This is a genomic window from Pseudoalteromonas sp. S1727, assembly GCF_005886375.1.
GTDB lineage: Bacteria > Pseudomonadota > Gammaproteobacteria > Enterobacterales > Alteromonadaceae > Pseudoalteromonas > Pseudoalteromonas haloplanktis.
Genome location: NZ_PNDT01000027.1, coordinates 37,800 through 62,729, shown reverse-complemented (window position 1 = coordinate 62,729; position 24,930 = coordinate 37,800). Strand labels below are relative to the sequence as shown.

Sequence of the window (24,930 nt, the reverse complement as noted above, 5' to 3'; positions counted from 1 at the left end):
TGTTCACTCTTTAGTTGATTTGAGCTTAAATAGCGTTAAGAGAATTATAAATACTATCACCCACACCAATTAACTTGTCGTTTTTAAAGACAAGTGGCGTACATTCATCTTTTGTCATTTTTCCGTCAGAGTGGATGCTGTGCGTTGCATAGAATAATACTTGGTATACATCATCTTCTTTTTTTAATAACTCTGTAAATTCAGGGGTTTTTAATTGGCTTAAAACACTCTGATAGCTGGTATCTAACGCTAGTGATGCAATTTTTTCACGATTCGCTTGATGATGTTTTTCCCAGCTTGAATTATTACCGGCCCAATGACTTTCTGCTTCGCCGTCTGATACGGCAATCACGCAGCCGGTTAAAAAAGGAGCTGTTAGTGCGGCAATTAAAAGTACTTTTTTCATTATTTTATCCTGATACTAAATAGTGTTTATTAATTTTTTATTTAGTAGCAAAGAATCTGCCAATATTTTTACTTATTAAAAATCATATGGTTATTTATTTTTTTGCAAGGTGGAAAACTGTATTTAACCACCTTGCATAGTGTTAAAGGCTAAAATTTAGTTTATTACACCAACCTATTTAAGCTTTCGCCTTGACTAAATGCACTGATATTTAGGCTCACCTGTTTCACTAAGCGAATAATTGACTCCTCGCTTGCCCATGCTATATGGGGAGTTAAAATTAAGTTGTCGCCACGATAAACGGCTAATGGGTTATTCTCTGCCGCAGGCTCTTTGGTTAATACATCAAATCCAGCTCCTGCTATTTGTTTATTAGTTAATGCCTGTGCTAACTGTGCTTCATTAACAATCCCACCGCGGGCAGTGTTAATTAAAATGGCGCTTGGTTTCATCATTGCCAGCTCTTCGCTGCCAATTAGATCTCGGCTTTCATCCGTTAATGGACAATGAATACTGATAATATCTGCATTCTTTATTGCCTGATAAAACTCCGTGCGGCCTTCTCTTGGCTTATCACCTTTGCGCTCACTGATGATCACATTTGCACCAAACGCCTTTGCAACATCAGCAACGGCTTTGCCAAGCGAGCCATAACCGATAATAGCGAAGGTTTTATCGCCAATATCATTAAAGCTATAATCCAAACGACAGAACATGTCGCTTTGTTGCCAAAGACCTTGTTGACAGTCAGCAATATAGCGGTGGGTGTTACCGAGTAAGTTGGTGATCAACGCAAAAGTATGTTGAACAACCGAAGGCGTTGAGTAGCCCGCAACATTAGTCACAGCAATACCAAACTCTTTAGCGGCTGCTAAATCAACATTGTTAGTGCCAGTTGCAGCTACACAGATAAGCTTCAACTCTGGAAGTTTTGCCAGCGTTTCACGATTAAGCACCACTTTATTGGTGATCAACACCTGAGCTCCGCTACTGTGAGCTAATACTTGTTCAGGGCTAGTTAGCGGATAGCTGGTGAAATTACCAAGCGTTTGAAAAGGCTCAAGTGATGTGCCTGCTAATGTGGCAGTATCGAGAAGGGTAATATTCATGCGCTTTCCTTATTAAATAAAATGATTTTAATGCTTGACCTTGGTGTGTACTCTAAGGTTTATACTAGGCATCAGTTGCTAAAACTCTTATTGGAGACACAGGTGAAAATAGGTGAGTTTGCTAATCAATTAGGTGTCTCTACAGATACCCTAAGATACTATGAAAAACATAATTTGTTAACGCCATCGAGTCGAACTGGGGCAGGTTACCGTGATTACGATGAAACCGCATTAAAACAAATGGAGTTTATTTTACGCGCTAAGAATGTTGGTTTTAGTTTGTCAGAGATCAAAGAATTATTGCAAATTAAGTTTAAAAAGCACCAGCACTCATGCCATGAAGTGAAAAATTTAACAATTCAAAAACGTGATTTAGTCGCAAAACGTATTGCTGAATTAACACGCTTTCATAAATCATTATCGATACTGGCTGACAGGTGCTGCGGCGGTGAAGAGCCTGCCGATAACTGTTCGATATTAACCACGTTGGAGGACATAGATGGACTTACTCAATAATTTTTGGCAGCTATTTCTATTATCAGCTCCTTGGCTAATGCTTGGCTTGCTCATTGCTGGGATATTAAATGTGTATTTACCGGCAAATTTCTTAAATACCCATTTAGGTAAAGAAGGTTTTTGGACCACAGTAAAAGCGGCTTTAATTGGCGCACCAATGCCTTTATGTTCGTGTGGTGTTATTCCTGCGGCGATAGGTCTCAGGCGAGCAGGCGCTTCAAAAAGTGCTACGACGGCGTTTTTAGTTTCAACGCCTGAAACAGGGGTTGATTCGGTGTCAGTATCGTATGTGTTATTAGGCCCATTTATGGCGATTATCCGCCCCATAGCCGCAATATGCAGTGCCATTGTGGCAGGTGTGTTAGTAGGGCGTGACACTGATAAGCAGCACCTAGAATTAGAGCCTGAAGTTAAAAGCAGTTGCTGCACCGCGAAAGCAGCAGCGTCAGAAACTAAAGCAAGTTGCTGCGCACCTAAACAGGTAGATCCAGAAATTAAAAGTAGTTGTTGCGCGTCAAAACCGGCAGCGCCTACAGCTGAAACCAGTTGTTGCGATACATCAAGCGTTGCAGCGCCAAGCCAATGGCAAAAGATGCGCCAAGCACTGAGCTTTAGCTGTAACAAGCTATTATCCGATACTATGGTGTGGTTAATGATTGGTTTATTTTTTGCGGCATTAGTACAAACATATGTGCCAGAATCCTTTTTAACACAGTGGGGTAGCGGTATTCTCGCTATGTTAGTGGTGATATTGATCAGTATTCCTATGTATATTTGTGCCACAGCATCGACGCCTATTGCGGCTGGTTTGTTATTGAGTGGGGTATCGCCAGGGGCTGTATTAGTGTTTATGCTTGCAGGACCAGCCACAAATATTGCTACTTTAGGTGTTGTGGCTAATGAGCTTGGTAAACGTGCTGTTGCGGCTTATTTAACTGGCGTCATCGGTGTTGCATTATGCTTTGGTTTTTTAACTGATTATTTAGTAACTGAGTTTGGTTTTGTTGTTACCCCATTATTAGGTGAAGAACATGAAGTGTTGCCACACTGGTTAAGTTTTATTTGCGGAGTAATTTTAATCATACTGATGTTGCGTCTAGTTGCGATAGCATGGCAAAAAAAACGTCAAGTAACTGGTAAGAGCATTGCGTAATTAAGTGTTCTATAAGTACTTTCAAGAGCGCATCTCAGTTTGCACTAAAATGCAATAGTGTGAGTTAGTTCGCATTTTAGTTTGCCTGAGTTATAATCGGGAGCATAATATAAACGGTACGTATTTTACGTGCCGTTTTTTTAACTTTATAGAAGCAGTAATGAGTGAATTAGTGGATAAGTACGCCGATATAAGACCTTACAACGACGACGAAGTAGCTGACTCAGTTGCTCGTTTGATTGCAGATAACGCATTTATTGATGTATTAGCAAAATATAATTTGCCGCGCTTTATATCCTCGGTGCCATTTTTTGCGCGTTTTTTAGTTCGCCGCCAACTACAAAAAAAATGGGGGGCTGTTAACTCTGTTGAACAAGTACAGCAAGAGGTGGCCAAGTATTTAGCATTATTAGTGAAGCGCACTACCTCAGAAGTTACTTTTTCTGGGTTAGAGCAACTGGATCCAAAACAAGCGTATTTATTTATCTCAAATCATCGCGATATCGTACTTGATCCTGCATTAGTGAATTGGGGATTGTTTAGCCATAATATGAAAACAGTGCGTATCGCTATAGGCGATAACCTACTGCAGATCCCTTATATTACGGAGTTAATGCGTCTTAATAAGAGTTTTATTGTTAAGCGCTCAGCTAAAGCACCTAAAGAGATGCTCAAAGCATTATCACAACTTTCAGCGTATATCTATGATTCACTTGCTGGTGGTCATTCTATTTGGATTGCGCAAAAAGAAGGTCGTGCAAAAGATGGTTTTGATCAAACCGATCCAGCGTTACTGAAAATGTTGCAATTAAATGGCCGCAAACAAAAGAAAGAGTTTTCTGAATACGTACGTGAGCTAAAAATTGTGCCGGTATCAATTTCTTATCAATATGAGCCGTGTGCAATTGCGAAAGCGAAGGAGTTGTACCATAGGCAACATCATGGTCAGTATGTAAAATCGGCTGGTGAAGATATTGCCAGTATTGTTGAAGGCTTTAGTGCCGCCAAAGGACATGTTCATTTAGCGTTTGGCCAGCCAATTGAAACAGGCTGTGAGTCGCCTGAACAGTTAGCAAAAACCATCGATGAACAAATCATTGACTCATTCTTTTTACACCCAGGTAATTATATTGCCGGTGGTTGTAAGCAAGCTGTCATTGATAAAGCAGACGCACAGTCATTTGAGCAACGCATGGCGCGTGTCCCGGATGAGTTAAAGCCCTTGGTGTTAGCTATGTATGCAAAGCCTTTTCATCGTAAAGCTGAGTACAACAGTAAAGAACACGAACAATAAAATTAATCAAGGTTCAGGTTCAATAGATTTAAAACCGTAATTAAGTTACGGTTTTTTTTCGTTTAAAAAACGGGCTATACTCAAAACACGCTTTATTGACTGATGCTGGCTATGCAACAAATTGAAATTTTTGAAATTCCAAGCCCTTGCAAAGGCATTTGTGAGGTGAATAACCGCGGCTATTGCAAAGGCTGCTATCGCAGCCGCGAAGAACGGTTTGGCTGGAATTCATTTTCAAATGTTGAAAAAAAACATGTCATCAGTTTATGCCAACAGCGCTATAAGCGTTACTTACAAAAACGCAGAGCGCTTACTGAACAAGCCGCTTCACCTAAGCAGGAAGATTTTGGTTTCTAATCAAGATTATATTTAGCTTTGAGCAATCTGATGGTGCCGTTTTCATTTAGTTTATGCAGTTGTTCTTCGAGTTTAGGTATTAACGCACGATGGCGAGAATGCAAAAAGTGAAAGCTTTGGATCGGCGCAAGTAGCTCAATTTGAAATTTATTAACATCAAACTGAGGGTGCTTCGTCGATAATAAAAAATCGAGCAGTAATACCCCTTGTACTTTTTGTTGAGTGAGTAGATTGAGCTGTGCAGTAACACTTTTCACTTTAATTATATCCCCCATAAATGGGTGCTCGTCTAAGTAATTTTGTGCTGCAGGGTAGCCAACTTGAATGGCGATACTGTTAATTTGTTCAAATGTACATTGCTGGCAGTTTTTTAAAAGTACTAGATTAAATTCAAACAGTGGGAAGTTTACTGCATGTAAGTTTGTGTATTGTTGGCTGATTGTTGAAACGCGCCCTAATTGACCATCAAGAGTACCATTATTGGCAGCAGATAAAGCGCTTTGGTGGTTAAAGTCAATAATATGTACTTCATAACCAAGTTCGTTATAAGCAAGGGTCATTAACTCAATAACATAGCTGGCTTGCGGCGTGTCTGCCGGGCGATTAAATAGCATATGTTGGTTTTTTGCAACACTACCAAATGGTGCAAGCAAACTGCATACTATGATGTATTGGAAGAAATATTTAATCACATCGTTTCCATATTGGGACGAAAAACGCCTTCAATCTACGTTTAAAAGCTAAAAAGCGCAAGTTTAGCCGAGACTCTTTTATTTATACCCACCCCCCCTGGATGCAGAATTCTGCGTTTCACAGGGCTTAATATCAAGGCGTAACTTTGCATCTTGCCTAAATTGCCTTTTATTCCAACGGCGCTCACATCTTAAGGTGGTTTGGGTATAGTTGTTTGTTATACTTTAGGTATTAATATGAACAGTGATAACAGGTAATTTATGTCGTTTAATTTATGTTTACTGCCGCGTGAGCAAAAATATCAAATACAGCTCGATTACGAGGCGTCATTTTGGGCTTATCAAATAAAGCGTGGTAAAACTACTCGTGAGCAAATATATAATACTATTCATAACCGTCCGGTTGCAGAGCAAATGTTTTTAAAACAACAGTTTGAACAGTATTTAGCAACGATGCAAAGTTGATGGACACTCTACGTTTTGAGCGTTTAGAGGCGATTAAAACACCCTTAGTTAATAAGTTTTACAGTCAATATAATGCCCGTGGCCGAGCAACCAAAGGTGATCAAGTATGGGTTGCCTACCATGACTTGATTATTGTCGCTGCATGTCGAATTCAACATCGTGACGGTTATTTATTCTTATCAACTGTGCTGGTTGCACCAAATAGACGCCGTCAAGGGCTCGCAAAGCAACTACTAAAGCATGTCTTGTCTAATCAAAACTCACTCGTTTATACGTTTGCTTACGTAGAATTAGCTGATTTTTATCAATCAATAGGCTTTAACTTTGTGCTAACATTACCAACACCTTTGGATACATTGTTTGCTGTTTATCAACAACGCAAAATAGTGGCCATGCAGTATTAATTTGTTCAACAAAGACGTGGAAATTTAAATGGCTAAATGGTTTAAGGCTTGTATTTTATGTTGGTTAGCCGCCTGTGCAGTTGCTAGCCAATTTTCTTTAGCACAGGTAAAACGTTTATCGCCCAGTGAAGGTTTGTCACAAAGCTATGTAAGTAATATGCTAATCGATAACAGTGGCTATTTATGGCTCGCGACAGAAGGTGGCTTGAATCGTTACGACGGCTATCAAGTTGTGCACATAGCGGGGCCTAATGGCGAGTTAGATGAAGCGATAATTGATGTTATTTATCAAGACCCTGCAGGTTATATTTGGATTTCTTCATTAGTTGCTGGGCTGTTTCGTTATGATCCTAGTACTGATAGTTACCAGCAGTTTCTATCAAAACCTATAAGTGAAGAGCAAGTCTTAAGTCAGTCTGTATTTACTATGCTCGCAACTGATGACAAGTCATTATGGATAGGACGGGGCTGGGATTTTGCTCGTCTTGATTTAGCCACGGGGCAGATTGAAACAATCTTTGAATTACCCGAAGAGCGTACTCGCGGTACAATGATCCGTAATTTATTACATTATAAAGATTATATTTTTATCGCGGCCAGTAGCGGTGCTTATGTTTATCATATCTCGACGGGGCAATATCGAAAGTTAGAGCACTTAAGTAAAGAGCCTGAGCATGCCTATCAAAATTATGTAAAGTCACTAGCCATTGGCGAAAATGAACAATTGTATGTGGGGGCAGTACGCGGCTTGTATCAAGTTGATATTAGTGATTTACCTACTATGTTTGAACGCCCAGATATCCCTTTTACAAATAAAACTATTCTTGCCGATCTTAATGTTTGGAAAATAATTAATGAACACGGCACTCTTGAACTTGGTACAGATAAGGGTTTATTCAAATTAAATTTAACTACTGGCGAACTCATTAAAAACAAAAGGCTAGAAGAAAGTAAATACTCACTTTCAGATTCAAGTATTCTCGATATCGTAAAAGATAAAAATGGTGCTATGTGGGCTGCCACAAAAAGTGATGGGGCATTTTATTTACCTTATGACAATTATCATTTTGAAAATGTGAATGCCAGTATGCTGACTGGTGATGGGCTGTCACATCCTTCTATTTGGGGGATAACCGAGTTTGAAAACAAGCTCTGGTTAGCGACTCATAATGGCTTAACTGCAGTTGATTTAAAAACTAATCAAGGACAGGTATTTTTAAAAGACTATTTAGCAGATTTATTTACCACTGAGTTTAATGTTTATAAAATCACTCCCTACAAGAATAGGCTATGGCTGCATACTAATCGCGGTATATTCAGCTTTGATCCGCAGAGTCATGAAGTTTTTCCTGCTAAAACGGCCGATCCTAGTCAACAACATCTGATCACAGGCTGGGTACATGGTTCCACCTTAATGCCCACTGGTGACTTATTTTATGTTCATTCCGATCATGGCATGTTTGTTTATAATGTTGATAGTCAAATAATAACTCCTTTAGGTGGTGAGTTTGAAAGTTTTGAACCGTTTTTGGCTTACGGTTTCTTTCCGCCATTATCTACCAAACCTGAATCACCGCTGTTTTTTAATGCTGGGGTGTTATATCAGGTTGATCCAAATACGTTTGCTTTGACAAAAATTTATACTGTTCCTGAGCAGCATGAAAATCTTGCTGTGAACGTGATGTCTTATGTTGTTGATAATAATAATGTGCTGTGGATCAGCTTATCTAACTTTGGGCTAATTGGCCTCGATGCAACGACCTACCAGTTACTTTATACCATCGACTTAGATAAAAATAAGCTCGGCACTTTAATGTATGACATGGTATTAGATGATACGGGCATGATTTGGATGAGTAGTCATAAAGGTATTTGGCGACTAAACCCTGAGAATAAGCACTTTCAACAATTTACGACTTCAGAAGGCTTGGCCTCTACAGAGTTTAACAGTGGTGCAGTTACGCGTTTAAAAACCGGACAAATAGTGTATGGCACATTAAAGGGGTTTACGTACTTTTATCCAAATGATAATCACCCCAAACATGGCTTAATTGATCACGTTAATATCACCAGTATTGATTTAATGTCGCGTGAATTGTCGACTGATCTCAAACAACCGATCAAAAAAATTGTTTTAGAACATGATGATATTGGTCTTGAAGTGGCTTTTTCGGCGATGGCATTTAACTATCAAGAACGTATTATTTACGAATACCAACTCTCAGATGGGCAGAAGTCTTACACTCGTAATAATAATCGAGTGCTGTTTCCAAAATTAAATCCCGGTCGATATCAATTAAAAGTTTGGGCGACAGATCCAATGACTGGAGATTACACTGCACCGGCCGTGCTGGATATTGTGGTTAAGTATCCACTATGGCGAGCACCTCAATTTATGGTGCTTTATGCGGTAGTGTTTTTTGTCTTAATTGCCAGTTGGGTTATGCGTCGTAACCGGATCCAGCAGCTATTGCTTGCAGCTCATAGAGAAAGTCAAGAAAGTGAAGCGCGCTTAAAGCTAGCCTTAGAGGGGAGTCGTTCAGGGGTATGGGACTGGCATTCCAGCAGTCCAATCATTTATCAACCACGGCTTAAAAATGAACTCGGCTATGATGTTGAATCGGTTAATTTGGATGATTATTTAGCTAAAATTCATCCTAAAGATAAACAAAATTTTCGTATCGAGTGGTTAGAGTTTTTATCAACAGAAAAGGGGTACTTTAATTGTACTTATCGACTACGTCATAAATCAGGGCATTGGCGCTGGTATAAAGATTTTGGCAAAGTCGTTGCGTGGCAAGGTACTACACCGGACAAAGTAGCTGGCACTTACACTAATATGACACGTGAATTAGTGTTTGAAGAGCGTGCGCGCTTATTTGGTGCTGCGTTTGAGCAAACCCGCGACTGGGTATTTATTTTAGATAAAAGTTTACGAATTTTAGCGACCAACAAAGCATTACAAAGTGCATTTGATTTCCCGGTTGAGTATCGTTCTAGTTGTTCATTACATTTAGGGCTAAGCCGCAGTGTTCGCGTTAATTACTTACGGGTTATGAAAGAATTACAAGTCGGTGAGCATTTTTCTGCTGAAGATACCGTATATCTTGCCAATGGCGAGCCGCGCCATGTGTTGATCAAGGTGAGTGCCGTTGCTGATTCTGAGCAACGCTTAGAAAGTTACGTTGTGATTTTAACTGATATAAATGCGCAAAAGCTGGCAGAGAATGAATTGTTTGTATTAGCAAATTACGACAGCTTAACCGGCTTACCAAATCGCACTTTATTTAATGACCGAGTTGAGCATGCGCTTGAGCAAGCCAAAGCCCAAAATACAAAAGCTGCACTGCTTAATATTAATATTAAGCGCTTTAAATATTTTAATGATTCGCTAGGGCATGAAGCTGCTGATGAGATCATAAAAGCAGTGGCTCTAAGGTTGAAATCGCGTTTGCAAGCCAAAGATAGTGTTGCTCGTTTCAGTGGCGACGAATTTATGCTGCTAGTCGAAGGTATTCAACAAATCGAAGAGGTGGTTTTATTATGTGTTAAATTGATGGCTAGTATGAATGACAATATTATCATTCATGATCAGGCCATTAGTATCAGTTTAAGCATTGGTGTTGCTATGGCTCCCGATGATGCGCTCAATGCGAAGGATTTAATAAAAGCCGCTGATATAGCACTTTATCATTCTAAAAAGAGCTTGGAAGGCTGTTATCAATTTTACAAGCAAGAAATGAATCAACATGTGCAGCGCGCCTTACACTTGGAATCGCAATTAACCCAAGCTTATCAGAACTGCGAATTTTGTAATCATTACCAAGTCATTGTTAATGCTAAAACTCACCAAGCAGATGGGCTTGAAGTATTGCTGCGTTGGCCGGAAAACACCACTTATAAACCACAAGAGTTTGCACTTGCGGCAGAGAGTGTCGGTTTGATCACCAAGATTATGCTGCAAACCTTGGCTAGAGCATTGATAGAGCTGAAACAGTGGCAACAGCAAAGACCTGACTTATATGTATCTATTAATCTTTCGGCATTGGATTTTGAATATAAATCGTTAGTTGAAGAGATCCGCACAGCATTGGTCTCTGCAGATGTGTCGGCCAGCTCAGTGGTGTTTGAAATTACAGAGTCCGTGTTGATGCATGATTCTTCACAAGCTCTTGCGAGTATGTCGAAATTGAAGCAGTTAGGTTGTCGTTTATATATGGATGATTTTGGTACTGGCTATGCGTCTTTAACATATTTAAAGCGTTTTCCTATCGATGTGCTAAAAATTGACCGTAGTTTTGTGACTGATATTGGTATAGATAGCGATGATGAAGCGATTATTGAGTCAACGCTGGCATTAGCAAAAAGCTTAGGTAAAGAATGTGTTGCTGAAGGGGTTGAAACGGCGCAACAGCTGACCTTTTTACGCAACTTAGGCTGTAATTTATTTCAAGGATACTTGTTTAGTAAACCAATTCCAGGTGATGATGTAAGTGCATTATTAAGCAAAGATTGGCGTTCATTGTTTAATGAAGAGTAATAACCTTGTTGAGAACCAACACCATAATCTAATTAATTGTGGTGTTGGCGACAAAGCTTGAACTTAAGCTTTGCTAGTCTTGGCGTTCACCACAGTGACGGCAATAAAGATTTTTAGTACGTGCACTTAGTTGAGATTTAATTGCTTTATTTGCTTCTTGTTTACTCAGGCCAAGCTTACAACGTAAGTGTTCTAAATGCTCTAGCTGATCATCATCTAGCTTACCGTCATGAAGGCATTCATGCACGGCATCACAAAAAAGTACGCGACGTTTGCGTAATTGCTCTGAGAAACTTGAAGCAAGTAAACCTGTCGGAATAGCCACCATACCCATACTGAGTAGTGTTATTACACCGCCAAAAATACGGCCTAATGGTGTTACGGGCACAACATCGCCGTAGCCTACCGTTGTTAGGGTTGCCATTGCCCACCACATTGCCGCAGGAATGGAGCCAAACTTATCTGGCTGAACATCATGTTCAATTAAATAAATGCCACAAGAGGCTAAAATGAGCACCACAGCCATGATAAAAAATGCAGCGATAAGTGAACCACTTTCTTCTCGGAATGATTGCAATAGTAGCTGCATAGCCCGTGAGTAGCGGGTCAGTTTAAAGATCCTGAGCAGCCTAAATACCCTTAAGAAACGTAAATCAAACGTGATAAACATCATCAGTAGTGTTGGTAAAATAGCTAGTAAATCTATGATAGCGAGCGGGGAAATTAAGTACTTTAAGCGGCGTTTAAAGTCACTGCACTCTAAGCTTTTGTATTCTACGCGGTCAACGCATGACCAAAAACGTAATAAATATTCGACAGCAAATATACTCACCGAGCCGATCTCGAGTATTAAAAATGCCTGTCTATAGTGATGAGCTAGTGTAACGACAGATTCAAGGACAATCGCAATCACATTAACCATTATCAGCGTTATTAAAAATATGTCGATGATGTGGCCGATTTGGCGATATTCACCATTGCCCTCGAGTAGTAAAGCTGTGCGTTGTCGTAAGTTTTTCAAGTTCTTATCCGTGTTTATTTATTGAGATTAAGTACCATGTTAATGCTGCCTTCTTCAAAATCACGACTGATCTTAAAACCTAACTTACGGGCTAATTCAATCATACCGGTGTTTTCTGGTAGGGTGATACCTTCAATAAATTGTACCCCTTGGCTGCGGCAATACTCAATGGCTGCTCGCATTAACAAACCACCTAAGCCAAGCCCTTGGCAGTTTGAACGTACCACAATAGCAAATTCGGCATGGAGTTTGTCAGGATCCATTAATACCCGAGAGACACCAAGCGTTGCGTTATCTTGCGTGATAATAAAGGCCATTTCACGATCGTAATCAATCTGCGTCATTTTCGCGAGTTGATCATGGTTAAATTGTGGCAACTCACCAAAGAAACGTTTGTAGCGATCTTCTTTTGTAAGTGATTGATCAAACTCTTGATGGGCTTGTTCATCTTCAGGTTTTATGGGTCGTAGTGTCGCTTGAGTATTATTTTTGAGCGTTACTTGCTTCACCAATTCAATTGGATAAGGGCGGATTGATAAGCGCTTACGGTGCGACTGTATTTGGTAGCGGCTTAAAGTCATGGTGGCATCGAGGACTAAGAATTGTCCGTTACTGGCTAAAATCGGGTTTAGCTCTACAGAAGTGATATCCGGTTGATCAATCACTAACTGCGAAATACGGGTCAGTAGCGCACAGAGGCGATACTTATCGACTTTTTCTGGTAGTACTCGGTCTTTGAGTACGCCTTTATCATGAGCTGCGGCAATTAAGTATTTTGCTAAGTTCATATTTAATGGCGGCAAAGCGACCGCTGCTTGAGCAAATTCAAGGCCAGTGCCGGCTTCCCCAAGTAAAATAACCGGGCCAAAATTTGGCTCTGTTTTGATGGCGATACGCAGTTCATTTGCGCCTGCACGGGGGGCCATTTTTTGTAATGAAAAACCTTCAATGATGGCGTCGGGATAGGTGTTTTTAATCCGTAACAGCATTGCAAAGGCGGTTTGCTCAACTTCTTGGGCATCATTTAGGTTAAGCACTACGCCACCGACTTCAGATTTAGATGGGATGCTAGGGCTTATCAGTTTCAGTGCAACAGGAAAACCTAACTCGATAGCTTGCTCTTTCGCTTCTGTTGGTGTGTATGCTACTTCAGTTTGAATACATTCAACTCCGTAGTGAGCCAGTATTTGACTCGCTTGATGGGTTGATAAGTAGCTTTGCTGCTCTGCTAAAAATTCATTAACGATGGCTTTTGCGGCTTGTTTATTAATTTTTGCATCGTCTGTATTTGATTCCGGAGTTTGTGTAAGGTGTTTTTGGTTGCGGCGATAACTGACTAAGTGCATAAAGGCACGAACGGCGCCCTCTGGTGTGCGATAAGTCGGAATACCGTAGTTACTACACAAGCGACGTGCAGCATAGGCGGCATCTTCACCCATAAAGTTTGTGATCACATAAGGACGTGCCATTTTCGGTAGCTTATTGAGCGTCTGTGCAATGATCAACGCATAGTCTTCACTGGGGGCAAGCGCTGATGGCGTGTGAATGATCAGTAAGTTCTTCACTTCTTTTGCGTGCAGTAAAATTTCTAGCGCTTGCTGGTAGCGCGCAGGGGCTGAATCACCAAAAATATCCACCGGATTAGAGGTCATATCAGATTGCGGGATCACCTTGTTTAATGCGCAACGTGTTTCTTCGCTTAACTGTGTAAGTTTGCCGGAGCTTTGCAATAAGCTATCAACGGCCATAACACCAGGGCCACCGCCATTGGTTAAAATAGTCAGTTGCTCAACTTTTAATAGTTTAGGGTGCATTGCAAGGGTTTGTGTGGCAGCGAACAGCTCTGTTAGGTCATTTACACGCAGCATACCCGCACGTTGAAAGAGCGCATCATACACGGCATCTGAACTTTGCTTACCGCCGGTGTGAATTTCTGCCGCGAGTGCTCCTGCGGCTGTTTTGCCGGTTTTAATGGCGATCACTGGTTTACTAAACGCGGCAGCGCGAGCGGCGGAAATAAAGTTTCGTATGTTTTCGATATTATCAATATAGAGCAAAATAGCTTTAGTTTTGGCATCGCGACCTAGAAAGTCTAACAACTCAGCAAAATCAATATCTAAACAATCTCCCATAGATACAAAATAAGAAAAACCAATTTCTTTATTTTTAGCCCAATCTAAAATGGTTGAACATACCGCTGCTGATTGCGATACAAAGGCTATTTTTCCTTCGCTAGCAACAGTGTGAGAAAAGCTCGCATTAAGGCCAATATGGGGGATCAGTAAACCCAAACAATTGGGGCCTAGTAGTGATACTTTGGCTTTTTTTGCTGCATCTTGCAGTGCTATTTTTTGTTCATAATTAAGTCCTGCCGCGATCACTACGGCATTTTTACAACCAAATTCACCTAATTCAGCAATAATTGTCTGCAATGTGTGCTTGTTTGTGCAGATCACCGCAAGGTCGGGAACTTTCGGTAGGGAAGCAATTGATGGGTAGGCTAGTACGCCATGTACGGCGCTGTGTGTTGGGCTTACTGGCATTATCGGGCCGTTAAATCCGCCTTGTAATAAGTTACGCATTACCACAAACCCTGCCCGAGAAACATTATTAGAGGCACCAATTACGGCAACTGATGTAGGGTTAAAAAACTGACTAATGCGTTTTACACTCATGGCCTATCCTTGCTGGTTGTATGTTTTCTTGCGAGGTGATGCAAGAGAATCTTTTTGCTAACGACACTCGCATCTTGAGGTGGTTTGGGTATATGCTCAATGTAACCTGTTTAGGTCAATTTTTCGAGCCTATATACCCATAAATTAATGATTAATATCAAAGGAACGTAAATGAATAAGCCAAATGGATATTACCAATTACTTGGCGCTGCCGTATTAAGCATCGCTATTTTAGGTTGTGGTTGGATTTTAAAATCAGCGGCACTTGATGTAAAAAATATGGAGCGCACCGTCGAAGTTAAAGGACTTGCTGAGCGTGAAGTTGTAGCTGATACCGTTATCTGGCCTGTGCAATTTAGTGATGCAGATAATAATTTAGAAAAGCTGGTTGAGCGGGTTGAGCAAAAAAGCACTGCCGTAGTCGCCTTTTTGAAGCTACATGGTTTTGATGATCAAGAAATAAGCTTGAGTAAACAATCAATCGTTGATAAACAAGCGCGCGAATATGGCGCTGAGAATCAGCAATTTCGTTATATTGCCCGTGCTAATATCACTGTGTATTCACAGCAACCTGATAAAGTACAAAATGCTTTAACAAAGGTGGGGCAGTTGGCAAAGCAAGGTATTGCAATTGTACAAGATAATTATGAAACCCGAGTTGAATACATGTTTACTGGCTTAAATGATATCAAGCCAGAAATGGTGCAAGAGGCCACTGAGAAAGCCCGTGAAGTTGCTCTTAAGTTTGCCAAAGATTCACAATCTAAGCTTGGTAAAATCCGCACTGCAAGACAAGGGCAATTCAGTATTATTGACCGAGATTCAAACACCCCCCAAATAAAAAAAGTACGAGTTGTAACCAGTGTAGAATATTACTTGTCAGATTAATTTCATTTATTTTGTACAAGGTAGCGCTCAACTTGCGCTGTTTTACAGCGTAAGTAAGCACCGCAGAGGAGTATTTTATCTTCGCTGAGTTGCCCAGTTATTGAATGGCTTAATGTGAGTAATGCTTTTAAGAAAGCGGCGGTATTTATATTGCCTTTATTTTGTTTTAGCTCAACTTCCATTAATGCTAATAACGCTGAAAATTCATGTTTAGGTAAAGAGTGCTGATTAGGATTACTTGCTATATAGCTTGCAACTGGGGTGAGCCCTACATTATTAATTTGTGCTAATGCTTGCAGTAAATTTTCGTTACTTTCAAAGAGCATCAATGAACGAACATAATTAAACGGTAATTTAGTATTATCAGATTCGCTGAATAAGCTGTGTAAGACATTTTTTTGCTGTTGGTTTTGCTGCGTAAAACCATGATTAAACTTTAACCCTGGAGTAAAAAAACTTAGCAGATCAATGTTATTTAACTGGTTTATCATGGCCGTTGGTAGTGAGTGTTGGGTTAGTATCCGTGTGGCAATATTTTGTAAGTAAGCATATTTTACGCTCATTCGTTGGGCGCTTTCATACAAATGCAGTAATTGCAGCGTTTGCTGTGTGTCAGATAAGCGCACAAATGAATCAACAATGGCTGGTAACTGATGCTGTTGCATTTGTTGGTTTAGTTGGTTAATACAGGCGTCCATTGTTGCTCTCTTATTCGTTTTATCAATCTATCCTAGCCTAACGCCTTCACTGGTCAAGTGTTTCTCAATAATATGGGCAATAAAAAAGGCCGCGAGTGCGACCTTTGAATTCGTTATATAGCCGAGCTGGTTACATGGCTAATTTACTTTCAACCCATTGATCAACAAAGCTCTCAAGTACGTTAAGTGGCACTGCGCCATTTTTAAGTACAACATCGTGGAATTGGCGAATATCAAACTTATCACCAAGTTTCACTTTCGCAGCTTCTCTTAGTTCTAAAATCTTCAGCATGCCCACTTTATAAGCCGTTGCTTGCGAAGGCATTACAATGTGACGTTCCACCATTTTAACGCCGTCTGACGTGGCATTTGGTGTGTTATTTACGTAGTAATCAATACCTTGTTGACGAGTCCACTTCATTTCGTGGATACCGGTATCTACAACTAAGCGACATGCGCGCCATAGCTCCATTGATAAGCGACCAAAGTCAGAATAAGGGTCTTCATATAAGCCCATTTCTTTTGGTAGTAATTCAGAGTATAAACCCCAGCCTTCAATGTAGGCAGTGTAACCACCAAATTTACGGAACTTAGGTACGCCTTCAAGCTCTTGCGAAATGGCAATTTGCATGTGGTGACCCGGAATACCTTCGTGGTAAGCCAGCGCTTCCATTTGGTAAGTTGGCATTGCTTCCATATCATAAAGGTTGGCGTAGTAAATACCTGGGCGCGAGCCATCCGGTGCAGGCTGTTGATAAAATGCTTTACCTGCTGCTTTTTCACGGAATGCTTCGACACGCTTCACAATCATGTCTGCTTTTGGCTTTACAATGAATAGTTCGTCTAAGCGTGATTTCATGTTGTCGATCAGTGCAGTCGCTTCATCGAGGTATTGCTGCTTACCGGCTTCAGTATTTGGTAAGTAAAACTGCTTATCGGTTTTCATAAACTGCATAAACGCTTTTAAATCGCCTTTAAAGCCGACTTTTTCTTTGATCTCGCGCATTTCATCATGAATACGTGAAACCTCAGCTAAACCAATGCTGTGAATTTCTTTCGCGGTTAAATCTGTGGTGGTAGTACGCGCTAAGGCATTATTATAAAACGCTTCGCCGTCAGGGAACTTCCAGGCACCATCGCGATCATCAGCACGCTTTTCAAGCTGCGCTAAATAATTAATTAGCTTAGAATAAGATGGCTTAACAGCGGCTTTTAGGGCTTTTTCAGCATCTGTGATTAGCGCGTCTTTATCAGCTTGAGCGATTTCAAGAGCTGTAACTTTACGTTTAAAGTCAGCTAGTAAAGTTGAGTCTTCACCCGCTTCAAACGGCGCACCGTGAATGATGTTTTTGCTTGAATCAATCACATGTGGGAACACAAACTTCGGGGCGATAATGCCTTTATCAGCACGTACATCTAAGTCTTTGATCAATTGATCTATTACGGTTGTTACACCATTTAAACGTGAGATATACGCTTTTGCATCAGCCACATCAGTAATTTGATGTTGGTTGATTAAAAATGCTGGGATCATCGAGTGAGTACCAAACATTTGGTTTACAGGGTAGTTGTGGTAACGCCATTTAAAATCAGCGATGCTTTCTTCAAGCTCTTGTTTTTTTAAGTCATAACTTACTTTTGTGGTGTCATCTAGCAAGTCACGGTTAATCGCATTTAGGGCAACTAAATCATCTTTGGTTTGTTGATGATCTTTTTGCACGCGAGCTTCGCTGCCGTCATCCCATTTGTCATAATCTTTTTTGATACCCATATAAGTTTGGTAAACCGGGCTGCTCATTACATCGCGGTTGAAGGTATCTTCGAAAAATGCATTGGCTTTGTCTATTTCACTTTGCACAGGCTGTGATTGTACAACGGGTGTGCTTGATTGCTCAGGTGTTTGCTGGCAACCACCTAGCAGTGCAATACTCACTGCGGCGGCGATAAAGGTAAGTTTACGCATGTTTTCCCTTTTGTTGTTAGAAACCATTACAGGTTATTAGTTATTATTAAAATGAAGTAATCACCAGAGGTAATTACACAAATAATTCTAGCAGGTCGTTTAAAAAACGATGACCTTTTTGGCTTACTTGCCAATGGTTATCCGTTTGTATGAGCAACCCCTTTGCTACTGCTTGTTGTAGTGCCTTGGCTTGGCTTTGCAGTGGTAATTGCGTTAATGCAGTAAAGTCATTGATTGGGCATGGTTCAAATAACCGCAAGCGATTCATAAAAAATTCAAACGGTAAGTCTTGTTGTTCAACTCGCCATTGTTTAAATAAATAGGGCTTCGCTAGATCCATATATCCGCGTGGATGCTTTACTTTTTCAGTTCGGGTAATGATGCCTGTTTTAGCGTCAGTTACCTTAGCATGGGCACCACAGCCTATGCCTAAATAGTCGCCGAAGCGCCAATAATTTAGGTTGTGTTGGCATTGGTAACCTGGTTTTGCGTAGCCTGATATTTCGTATTGCTGGTAGCCTGCTGCTGCAAGCAGTGCTTGGCCTTGCTCCTGAATATCCCACAAAATGTCATCCGCTGGCAAAGTCGGTGGCTTAGAAGCAAATTGGGTATTGGCTTCAATTGTCAGTTGATACCACGAGATATGAGGCGGATTTAAGGCTATCACTTTTTTCAAATCACTCAGCGCATCATCTAATGATTGGCCAGGCAAGCCGTGCATCAAATCAAGGTTAAAGCTCGTTAGGCCCGCGTCATGGGCTTGCTGTGCGGCATACGTTGCTTCATCTGCACCGTGAATTCGTCCTAATGCTTTGAGCTTATCGTTTTGCATGCTTTGCACACCGATTGAGATACGATTAATTCCCGCTGCGACGTATTCTTTAAAACGGCCAGTTTCCACGGTGCCGGGGTTGGCCTCTAAGGTAATTTCGCAGTGTTCACTCAGACCAATTAATTGCTCAACAGCGCTTAGCAATGTTACATAGGCATCACCTGTTAATAGACTAGGTGTGCCGCCACCAATAAAGATGGAGTGAATTTTTCGCCCTTGCACTAAGTGTAAGTCGGTTTTTAAATCATCAATGAGATGTTGTACATATTCCTTTTCAGGAATATCGCCTTTTTGACCGTGACTATTAAAGTCACAATAAGGGCATTTTTGCACGCACCAAGGCACGTGCACGTATAAGCTTAACGGTGGTAAATTCACAGGCCGCCTTTGAGCTTAAGCTCAGTTAGTAAGCGCTGTAATGCTGTGCCACGATGACTAACAGCATTTTTTTGTTCTTTAGTCAGCTGAGCGCTGGTGCACTTAAGTTCTGGAACATAAAATACGGGATCATAACCAAAGCCACCTTGACCGTCTTGGCTTTGTGTTATCTGACCTTCCCAGCTCGCACTGCAAATTAGTGGGGTAGGGTCATCGGCGTGGCGCATTAATACTAATACACACCAAAATCGTGCGCTGCGGTTAGGGTTATCAGCAAGTTCGTTTAATAGTTTATCTATATTATCTTGATCGCTGGCTTGTTCCCCAGCAAAACGTGCAGAGTAAACTCCCGGTGCACCGTTTAACCCATCTACCTCTAAACCGGAGTCATCGGCTATGGCTGGTAAGCCGGTTTCTTTTGCTGCATGGCGGGCTTTAATAATGGCATTTTCAACAAAGGTGGTGCCAGTTTCGGCGACTGCTGACACGTTAAAATCGCTTTGTGGTACGACGTTTATTTCAAGCGGGCTTAGCATCTGTGCTAATTCATTGACCTTTCCTTGGTTACCTGTGGCTAAAACTAAGGTTTTTTTCATGGTTTAATCTACATAAAATTTTTGCTGGAATTGCAGCTTTTGAAATTGGTTAGCTTGTTGTATTTCAACTTCAAAGCGAAGAATTTCTTCATTGGTAAAATCAACTTGTGCAAGATAGTAAATCGAGTCGCCTTCAATGACTTCTTTAAAATCTAAGGTTTGTTTATTGCCGAGTAAATTTCTAGCTGTACCTTTAAGAGTGGCTGTTTGCGCTGTTGCATCGGCATTATTTTTCAAAATTGAAATATTAACAATCCCTTTGTAACCACTACGCTCTAGACCGTAAGCTTTGGCTATTTGTGGTTGAACAAACGTAGATGGGAAAGCAATATAGTGCACTTGCCATGGGCCAAGCTCTTTATATTGCGCACCTTGCATTTTCTCACTGTGAGCGCTAAATGTAATACCAGCTAATGCAAAGAATAAAATACTCACTATTTTTTTCATAGGAAGCTCTTAAGTAAGAGGCCTAAATTTATAGGCCTCGGTGTGAAGAATGAGATTAACGGATTAAATCCATAAACAAAAATTGGGCAAATTGTAGTGCAATAATTAGCACTAAAATTGATAAATCTAAACCACCAAGTGGCGGTAATACTTTACGAATAGGTCTAAGCATTGGCTCTGTTAATTGGTGGAAAACAGCTTCGATAGGGTTATTGCCTTGGCTAACCCAGCTCAATAAGGCGCGGATAACTAACACCCAAAACAGCAAGTTTAGACCTTCTTTAACTACTGTTACTAGGGCATTAAAGAGTACAAAGCCCACCTCCCAAGTTGCGCCCACTAAAAAGATCAACGCAGTAATTTTTGCCGCAGCGACAATGAACGCCAGCAATAATGAGGCTAAATCTAAGCCACCTAAACCTGGAATAATTTTACGTAGAGGGTTTACAGCAAATGAAGTCGCTTTAACTACAAACTGACTCAACGGATTGTAAAAGTCAGCTTTAGCGGCTTGTAACCAAAAGCGCAGCAATACGACCATTAAAAATAGATCGAATAATGTGCTTATTAAAAATTGCATGGCGTTCATAACGTACCTTAATTAAAAAACCTTAAACATTAAATTGGGCTAAGCGCTTTTAAAGCTCTTGCTCCATTTGTTCTGCACGGGCGATACAGGCATCCATTGCATCAGCGACGGTGCCAGTTAGCCCTTGCGCTTTTAGATGCTCAACTGCAGCGTGTGTGGTGCCGCCTTTTGAGGTCACATTAGCGCGTAACTGTGAAATACTGATTTCAGGTTGCGATACCGCCATTTCGGCTGCGCCTAGTGCAGTTTGCTGCACTAAGCGACGTGCATCTTCATCACTAAAGCCCAACGCTTTGGCTTTTTCTTCGATAGCTTCCATAAATAAGAAAAAGTAAGCCGGTGATGACCCCGTTACGGCAATAACATCGTTAATTTGGGATTCTTGCTCAACCCACACAGCAATACCCGTACATTCAAATACTTGCTGTACAAACTCGTGCTCTTGCGTAGTTTCGCCTGCGCCAAATAAACCTGAAACACCACGACCAAGTAATGATGGTGTGTTTGGCATACAACGGATCATTTTAACGTCTTGACCAAGCATTTCACGTAACCGTTTAACGGTTAAGCCTGCTGCCACAGAGATAAATAGCTTATCGCTAAAGTCGATACCAGAATCTTGAAAAGATTGGCATAAATCGCCCATCATTTGCGGTTTTACAGATAACACAATAACATCGGCATCACGCAGTGCTGCGTTGTTATCTGCGGTGGTTTTAACCCCGAAATCTGCTGCTACCTTAGCGAGTTTTTCTTGGTTACGGTTTGTTGCAATAATATTCGATGCAGCAAAGCCTTTTTTTACCATGCCGCCAATAATGGCGTAGCTCATATTACCTGTGCCTATGAATGCAATTGTTTTATCTGTCATATCTTAGTTATCACCTTAGCTTCGTTGGCCAAAAATATCCGTGCCGATGCGTACCATGGTTGAGCCTGCTGCAATCGCAGCTTCTACATCACCACTCATCCCCATCGATACGGTGTCTATTTGAGGATATTGGGCTTTAAGTCTATCAAAGCAAGCCCGTAATTGCTCAAAATATTGTATTTGTTGCTGCTTGTCGTCTGTTTTTGCTGGAATAGCCATCAGCCCACGTAACTCTAAGTTCGGGCAGTGGTGAATGCATTCAGCTAAGGTATCGAGTTGCGCTGGCTGGCAACCTGACTTAGTCGCTTCTAAACTAATATTCACTTGGATCAGTACTTTTAACGGGGCTTTATCTGTTGGCCTTTGTCTGTTTAAACGTTTTGCTATTTTCTCACGGTCAATACTCTGTACCCAGTCAAAATGTTCAGCCACTGCCGCGGTTTTATTTGATTGAATCGGGCCAATGAAATGCCAAACTATATCGCTATAATTTGCTAGTTGGGTTATTTTATCTACAGCTTCTTGGACGTATGATTCACCAAATTCTCGGTGGCCCTGTTGATAAGCCGCTAAAATAAAATCAGCAGGCTTGGTTTTCGACACAGCCAACAAGCAAACATCACCTTCGTTACGATGATGTTTTTTTGCCGCGAGGGCAATTCTAGCATAGGCGGATTTAAGTCGTTCTGCTATTGTAACCATATAATTATCAGTTAGTTGTGGAGTCATAAATGGATATTACCGAATTATTGGCCTTTAGTGTGCAGCACAAAGCATCCGATTTACACTTATCATCAGGGGTTGCGCCAATGATCCGTGTTGATGGCGATGTGCGACGTATTAATATACCAGCGCTGGAAAACAAAGATGTGAACAGCCTAGTTTACGACATTATGAACGATAATCAACGCAAGGACTACGAACAAAACTTAGAAGTGGACTTTTCGTTTGAAGTGCCAAATTTAGCACGTTTTCGTGTTAATGCCTTTAACTCAAACCGTGGCCCTGCAGCGGTATTTCGTACTATCCCTAGCGAAGTTTTAACACTCGATGATTTAGGCGCCCCCGATATCTTCAAAACAATCTCAGATACGCCACGCGGCTTGGTACTCGTTACTGGGCCAACCGGTTCTGGTAAATCAACCACCTTAGCTGCAATGGTCGATTATATTAACCAACATAAACATCATCATATTTTAACTATTGAAGATCCTATCGAGTTTGTTCATGACAATAAATTATCACTGATCAACCAGCGTGAAGTTCACCGTGATACTCATAGTTTCTCTGCAGCACTGCGTAGCGCTTTGCGTGAAGACCCTGATGTTATATTAGTGGGTGAGCTACGTGATTTAGAAACCATTCGCCTTGCTATGACCGCGGCTGAAACTGGTCATCTAGTATTTGGTACTTTGCATACTACCTCAGCACCAAAAACCATTGACCGTATTATTGATGTATTCCCTGGCGAAGAAAAAAGCATGATCCGCTCAATGCTTTCAGAATCATTGCGTGCGGTTATTTCACAAACTTTATTGAAAAAAGTGGGCGGGGGACGAGTCGCAGCCCATGAAATTATGATTGCAGTGCCTGCGATCCGTAACTTGATCCGCGAAGATAAAATTGCGCAAATGTATTCATCTATTCAAACAGGTGCATCACACGGTATGCAAACGATGGATCAATGTTTAACCAATTTAGTAAACCACGGTGTAGTTACCAATGCTGAGGCGCGCGCTAAAGCACAAGATAAAAATAACTTTGGTGGACAGTAATGACACATTCTCTAGATTACTTTTTACGATTGATGCTTGAAAAGCAAGGGTCTGATTTATTTGTTTCAAGTCAATTGCCGGTCAGCGCTAAGATTAATGGTGAGTTGATTGCATTAGGTGACGAAAAAATATCAGATGAGGAGTCGCTCGCGTTAGTCGAATCAGCGATGAATGAAAAACAAAAAGCAGAATTTCATAGTACTAAAGAATGTAATTTTGCAATTGCTACTGATGAAGGGCGTTTTAGGATCTCGGCATTTTGGCAACGTGATCGTGCCGGTATGGTTATTCGCCGCATTGTTACAAAAATTCCAGACGTCACAGAGCTTGGTCTACCTTCAACGCTGACAGATGTGATCATGGCGAAGCGGGGCCTAGTGTTATTCGTTGGTGGTACTGGGACGGGTAAATCGACCTCTCTTGCTGCACTATTAGGTTATCGTAACCGTAATCAACGTGGACATATTTTAACTATTGAAGATCCCATTGAATTTGTACATGAACATCGAAAAAGTATTATTACCCAACGTGAAGTTGGCCTTGATACGGAAAGCTTTGAATCGGCTCTTAAAAGTTCATTGCGCCAAGCTCCAGATGTTATTTTAATTGGTGAAATACGCTCACAAGAGACCATGGAATATGCACTGAGTTTTGCTGAAACAGGGCATTTATGTGTGGCAACTCTGCATGCTAATAATGCTAACCAAGCGATTGATCGGATCATGCATTTAGTGCCAAAAGAAAAGCACGACAAGTTAAAATATGACCTATCTTTAAATTTACGCGCTATTATTGCGCAACAGTTAGTGCCTACCGCTGATGGCAATGGCCGTGTGGCTGCGATCGAAATTTTGCTGAATACGCCAATTGTTGGCGAGCTTATCAAAAAAGGTGACATTGGCGGTATAAAAGAAGCCATGGCGAAAGCAAAAGACATGGGTATGCAAACTTTTGATCAGGCATTGTTTGAACTTTATAAGCAGCAGCGAATTAACTATGCTGATGCATTGCACCACGCTGACTCACCAAACGATTTACGTTTGATGATTAAGCTTAGAAACAATGAACAGCAAGGAGCTGGCTTTTTACAAGGAGTTACCATCGATGGGCTAGAGCCCAAAGGTCAGTAGTATGAAAAAAGCATCAAATGGTTACTTGTGACGACTACCACTCATATTGTGAGTACACCATTTTTTGCTTTGGCTGCTGAGCAGCCGCAATTACACCAAGCAACTGAAATCAATATTCGTGATGATGTGTA

23 protein-coding genes are annotated in these 24,930 nt (G+C 41.0%); 10 read left to right on the top strand and 13 right to left on the bottom strand.

The genetic code is table 11. The features are described from left to right. Positions 1 to 25 precede the first annotated feature (25 nt). The gene (locus CWB85_RS08655) at positions 26 to 406 is read right to left on the bottom strand and encodes a DUF3192 domain-containing protein (RefSeq protein ID WP_016708213.1); all 381 of its coding nucleotides are present in this window, start codon (positions 404 to 406) and stop codon (positions 26 to 28) included. Between the two features lie 164 nt (positions 407 to 570). Next, complete coding sequence (locus CWB85_RS08650) at positions 571 to 1,515, bottom strand: D-2-hydroxyacid dehydrogenase (RefSeq protein WP_016708212.1); 945 nt, start codon at positions 1,513 to 1,515, stop codon at positions 571 to 573. Positions 1,516 to 1,617: 102 nt separating this feature from the next. Between CWB85_RS08650 and zntR the strand changes: the two genes are divergently transcribed. From zntR to CWB85_RS08630, 4 genes are all read left to right on the top strand, one after another. Continuing rightward, entirely contained in the window at positions 1,618 to 2,031 is a 414-nt protein-coding gene (zntR, locus tag CWB85_RS08645) for a Zn(2+)-responsive transcriptional regulator (protein WP_016708211.1), read from the top strand. Then, positions 2,015 to 3,184 (top strand): SO_0444 family Cu/Zn efflux transporter, encoded by a 1,170-nt coding sequence (locus tag CWB85_RS08640; RefSeq protein WP_138554641.1) that lies wholly within the window; start codon positions 2,015 to 2,017, stop codon positions 3,182 to 3,184. Before zntR ends, CWB85_RS08640 begins: the two co-directional genes overlap by 17 nt. A 160-nt stretch (positions 3,185 to 3,344) precedes the next feature. Further along, positions 3,345 to 4,478 carry a 1-acyl-sn-glycerol-3-phosphate acyltransferase gene (locus CWB85_RS08635; RefSeq protein ID WP_138554640.1) on the top strand — a complete coding sequence of 378 codons (1,134 nt, stop codon included), beginning with the start codon at positions 3,345 to 3,347 and terminating at the stop codon, positions 4,476 to 4,478. 111 nt (positions 4,479 to 4,589) lie between these two features. Continuing rightward, complete coding sequence (locus CWB85_RS08630) at positions 4,590 to 4,835, top strand: DUF1289 domain-containing protein (protein ID WP_016708208.1); 246 nt, start codon at positions 4,590 to 4,592, stop codon at positions 4,833 to 4,835. Here the strand turns inward: CWB85_RS08630 and CWB85_RS08625 are convergent. Beyond that, on the bottom strand, positions 4,832 to 5,527 hold the full coding sequence (locus tag CWB85_RS08625; RefSeq protein WP_029216103.1) for a transporter substrate-binding domain-containing protein: 696 nt from the start codon (positions 5,525 to 5,527) through the stop codon (positions 4,832 to 4,834). The two genes, CWB85_RS08630 and CWB85_RS08625, sit on opposite strands and share 4 nt — an antisense overlap. Positions 5,528 to 5,788: 261 nt before the next feature. Between CWB85_RS08625 and CWB85_RS08620 the strand changes: the two genes are divergently transcribed. From CWB85_RS08620 to CWB85_RS08610, 3 genes are read left to right on the top strand one after another with little or no spacing between them, the layout of a single operon-like run. Beyond that, entirely contained in the window at positions 5,789 to 5,992 is a 204-nt protein-coding gene (locus CWB85_RS08620; RefSeq protein WP_016708206.1) for a DUF3283 family protein, read from the top strand. Beyond that, positions 5,992 to 6,396: a GNAT family N-acetyltransferase gene (locus CWB85_RS08615; RefSeq protein ID WP_016708205.1), complete on the top strand. Its 405-nt coding sequence runs from the start codon at positions 5,992 to 5,994 to the stop codon at positions 6,394 to 6,396. Before CWB85_RS08620 ends, CWB85_RS08615 begins: the two co-directional genes overlap by 1 nt. A 28-nt stretch (positions 6,397 to 6,424) precedes the next feature. Next, positions 6,425 to 10,936, top strand: a complete 4,512-nt coding sequence (locus tag CWB85_RS08610) for an EAL domain-containing protein (protein ID WP_138554639.1) — start codon at positions 6,425 to 6,427, stop codon at positions 10,934 to 10,936. A 73-nt stretch (positions 10,937 to 11,009) separates the two neighbouring features. On the opposite strand, the gene CWB85_RS08605 is transcribed toward CWB85_RS08610, so the two are convergent. Beyond that, positions 11,010 to 11,957 (bottom strand): ion transporter, encoded by a 948-nt coding sequence (locus CWB85_RS08605; protein ID WP_138554638.1) that lies wholly within the window; start codon positions 11,955 to 11,957, stop codon positions 11,010 to 11,012. Positions 11,958 to 11,971: 14 nt separating this feature from the next. Beyond that, complete coding sequence (locus CWB85_RS08600; RefSeq protein WP_016708202.1) at positions 11,972 to 14,632, bottom strand: bifunctional acetate--CoA ligase family protein/GNAT family N-acetyltransferase; 2,661 nt, start codon at positions 14,630 to 14,632, stop codon at positions 11,972 to 11,974. Between the two features lie 171 nt (positions 14,633 to 14,803). Between CWB85_RS08600 and CWB85_RS08595 the strand changes: the two genes are divergently transcribed. Continuing rightward, positions 14,804 to 15,520 carry an SIMPL domain-containing protein gene (locus tag CWB85_RS08595; RefSeq protein ID WP_016708201.1) on the top strand — a complete coding sequence of 239 codons (717 nt, stop codon included), beginning with the start codon at positions 14,804 to 14,806 and terminating at the stop codon, positions 15,518 to 15,520. A 2-nt stretch (positions 15,521 to 15,522) separates the two neighbouring features. On the opposite strand, the gene CWB85_RS08590 is transcribed toward CWB85_RS08595, so the two are convergent. The 8 genes from CWB85_RS08590 to CWB85_RS08555 all read right to left on the bottom strand — a co-directional run bounded on the left by CWB85_RS08590 (position 15,523) and on the right by CWB85_RS08555 (position 22,623). Then, a complete protein-coding gene (locus tag CWB85_RS08590) occupies positions 15,523 to 16,218 on the bottom strand; it encodes a hypothetical protein (RefSeq protein WP_138554637.1) in 696 nt (231 codons plus the stop codon). Between the two features lie 130 nt (positions 16,219 to 16,348). Continuing rightward, the gene (locus CWB85_RS08585) at positions 16,349 to 18,181 is read right to left on the bottom strand and encodes a DUF885 domain-containing protein (RefSeq protein WP_016708199.1); all 1,833 of its coding nucleotides are present in this window, start codon (positions 18,179 to 18,181) and stop codon (positions 16,349 to 16,351) included. A gap of 73 nt (positions 18,182 to 18,254) precedes the next feature. Beyond that, positions 18,255 to 19,391 carry a radical SAM family heme chaperone HemW gene (hemW, locus tag CWB85_RS08580; RefSeq protein WP_138554636.1) on the bottom strand — a complete coding sequence of 379 codons (1,137 nt, stop codon included), beginning with the start codon at positions 19,389 to 19,391 and terminating at the stop codon, positions 18,255 to 18,257. After that, a complete protein-coding gene (locus CWB85_RS08575) occupies positions 19,388 to 19,987 on the bottom strand; it encodes an XTP/dITP diphosphatase (protein ID WP_016708197.1) in 600 nt (199 codons plus the stop codon). Before CWB85_RS08575 ends, hemW begins: the two co-directional genes overlap by 4 nt. A 3-nt stretch (positions 19,988 to 19,990) precedes the next feature. Beyond that, complete coding sequence (locus CWB85_RS08570) at positions 19,991 to 20,434, bottom strand: DUF4426 domain-containing protein (RefSeq protein WP_016708196.1); 444 nt, start codon at positions 20,432 to 20,434, stop codon at positions 19,991 to 19,993. Positions 20,435 to 20,489: 55 nt separating this feature from the next. Beyond that, positions 20,490 to 21,023 (bottom strand): YggT family protein, encoded by a 534-nt coding sequence (locus CWB85_RS08565; RefSeq protein ID WP_016708195.1) that lies wholly within the window; start codon positions 21,021 to 21,023, stop codon positions 20,490 to 20,492. 49 nt (positions 21,024 to 21,072) lie between these two features. Continuing rightward, positions 21,073 to 21,894: a pyrroline-5-carboxylate reductase gene (gene proC / locus CWB85_RS08560; RefSeq protein ID WP_138554635.1), complete on the bottom strand. Its 822-nt coding sequence runs from the start codon at positions 21,892 to 21,894 to the stop codon at positions 21,073 to 21,075. Between the two features lie 15 nt (positions 21,895 to 21,909). Beyond that, positions 21,910 to 22,623, bottom strand: a complete 714-nt coding sequence (locus tag CWB85_RS08555; RefSeq protein WP_138554634.1) for a YggS family pyridoxal phosphate-dependent enzyme — start codon at positions 22,621 to 22,623, stop codon at positions 21,910 to 21,912. A 2-nt stretch (positions 22,624 to 22,625) separates the two neighbouring features. Between CWB85_RS08555 and CWB85_RS08550 the strand changes: the two genes are divergently transcribed. Beyond that, on the top strand, positions 22,626 to 23,669 hold the full coding sequence (locus tag CWB85_RS08550) for a type IV pilus twitching motility protein PilT (RefSeq protein WP_016708192.1): 1,044 nt from the start codon (positions 22,626 to 22,628) through the stop codon (positions 23,667 to 23,669). Then, positions 23,669 to 24,799 (top strand): PilT/PilU family type 4a pilus ATPase, encoded by a 1,131-nt coding sequence (locus tag CWB85_RS08545; protein ID WP_016708191.1) that lies wholly within the window; start codon positions 23,669 to 23,671, stop codon positions 24,797 to 24,799. Before CWB85_RS08550 ends, CWB85_RS08545 begins: the two co-directional genes overlap by 1 nt. The last annotated feature ends 131 nt before the right edge of the window (positions 24,800 to 24,930 follow it).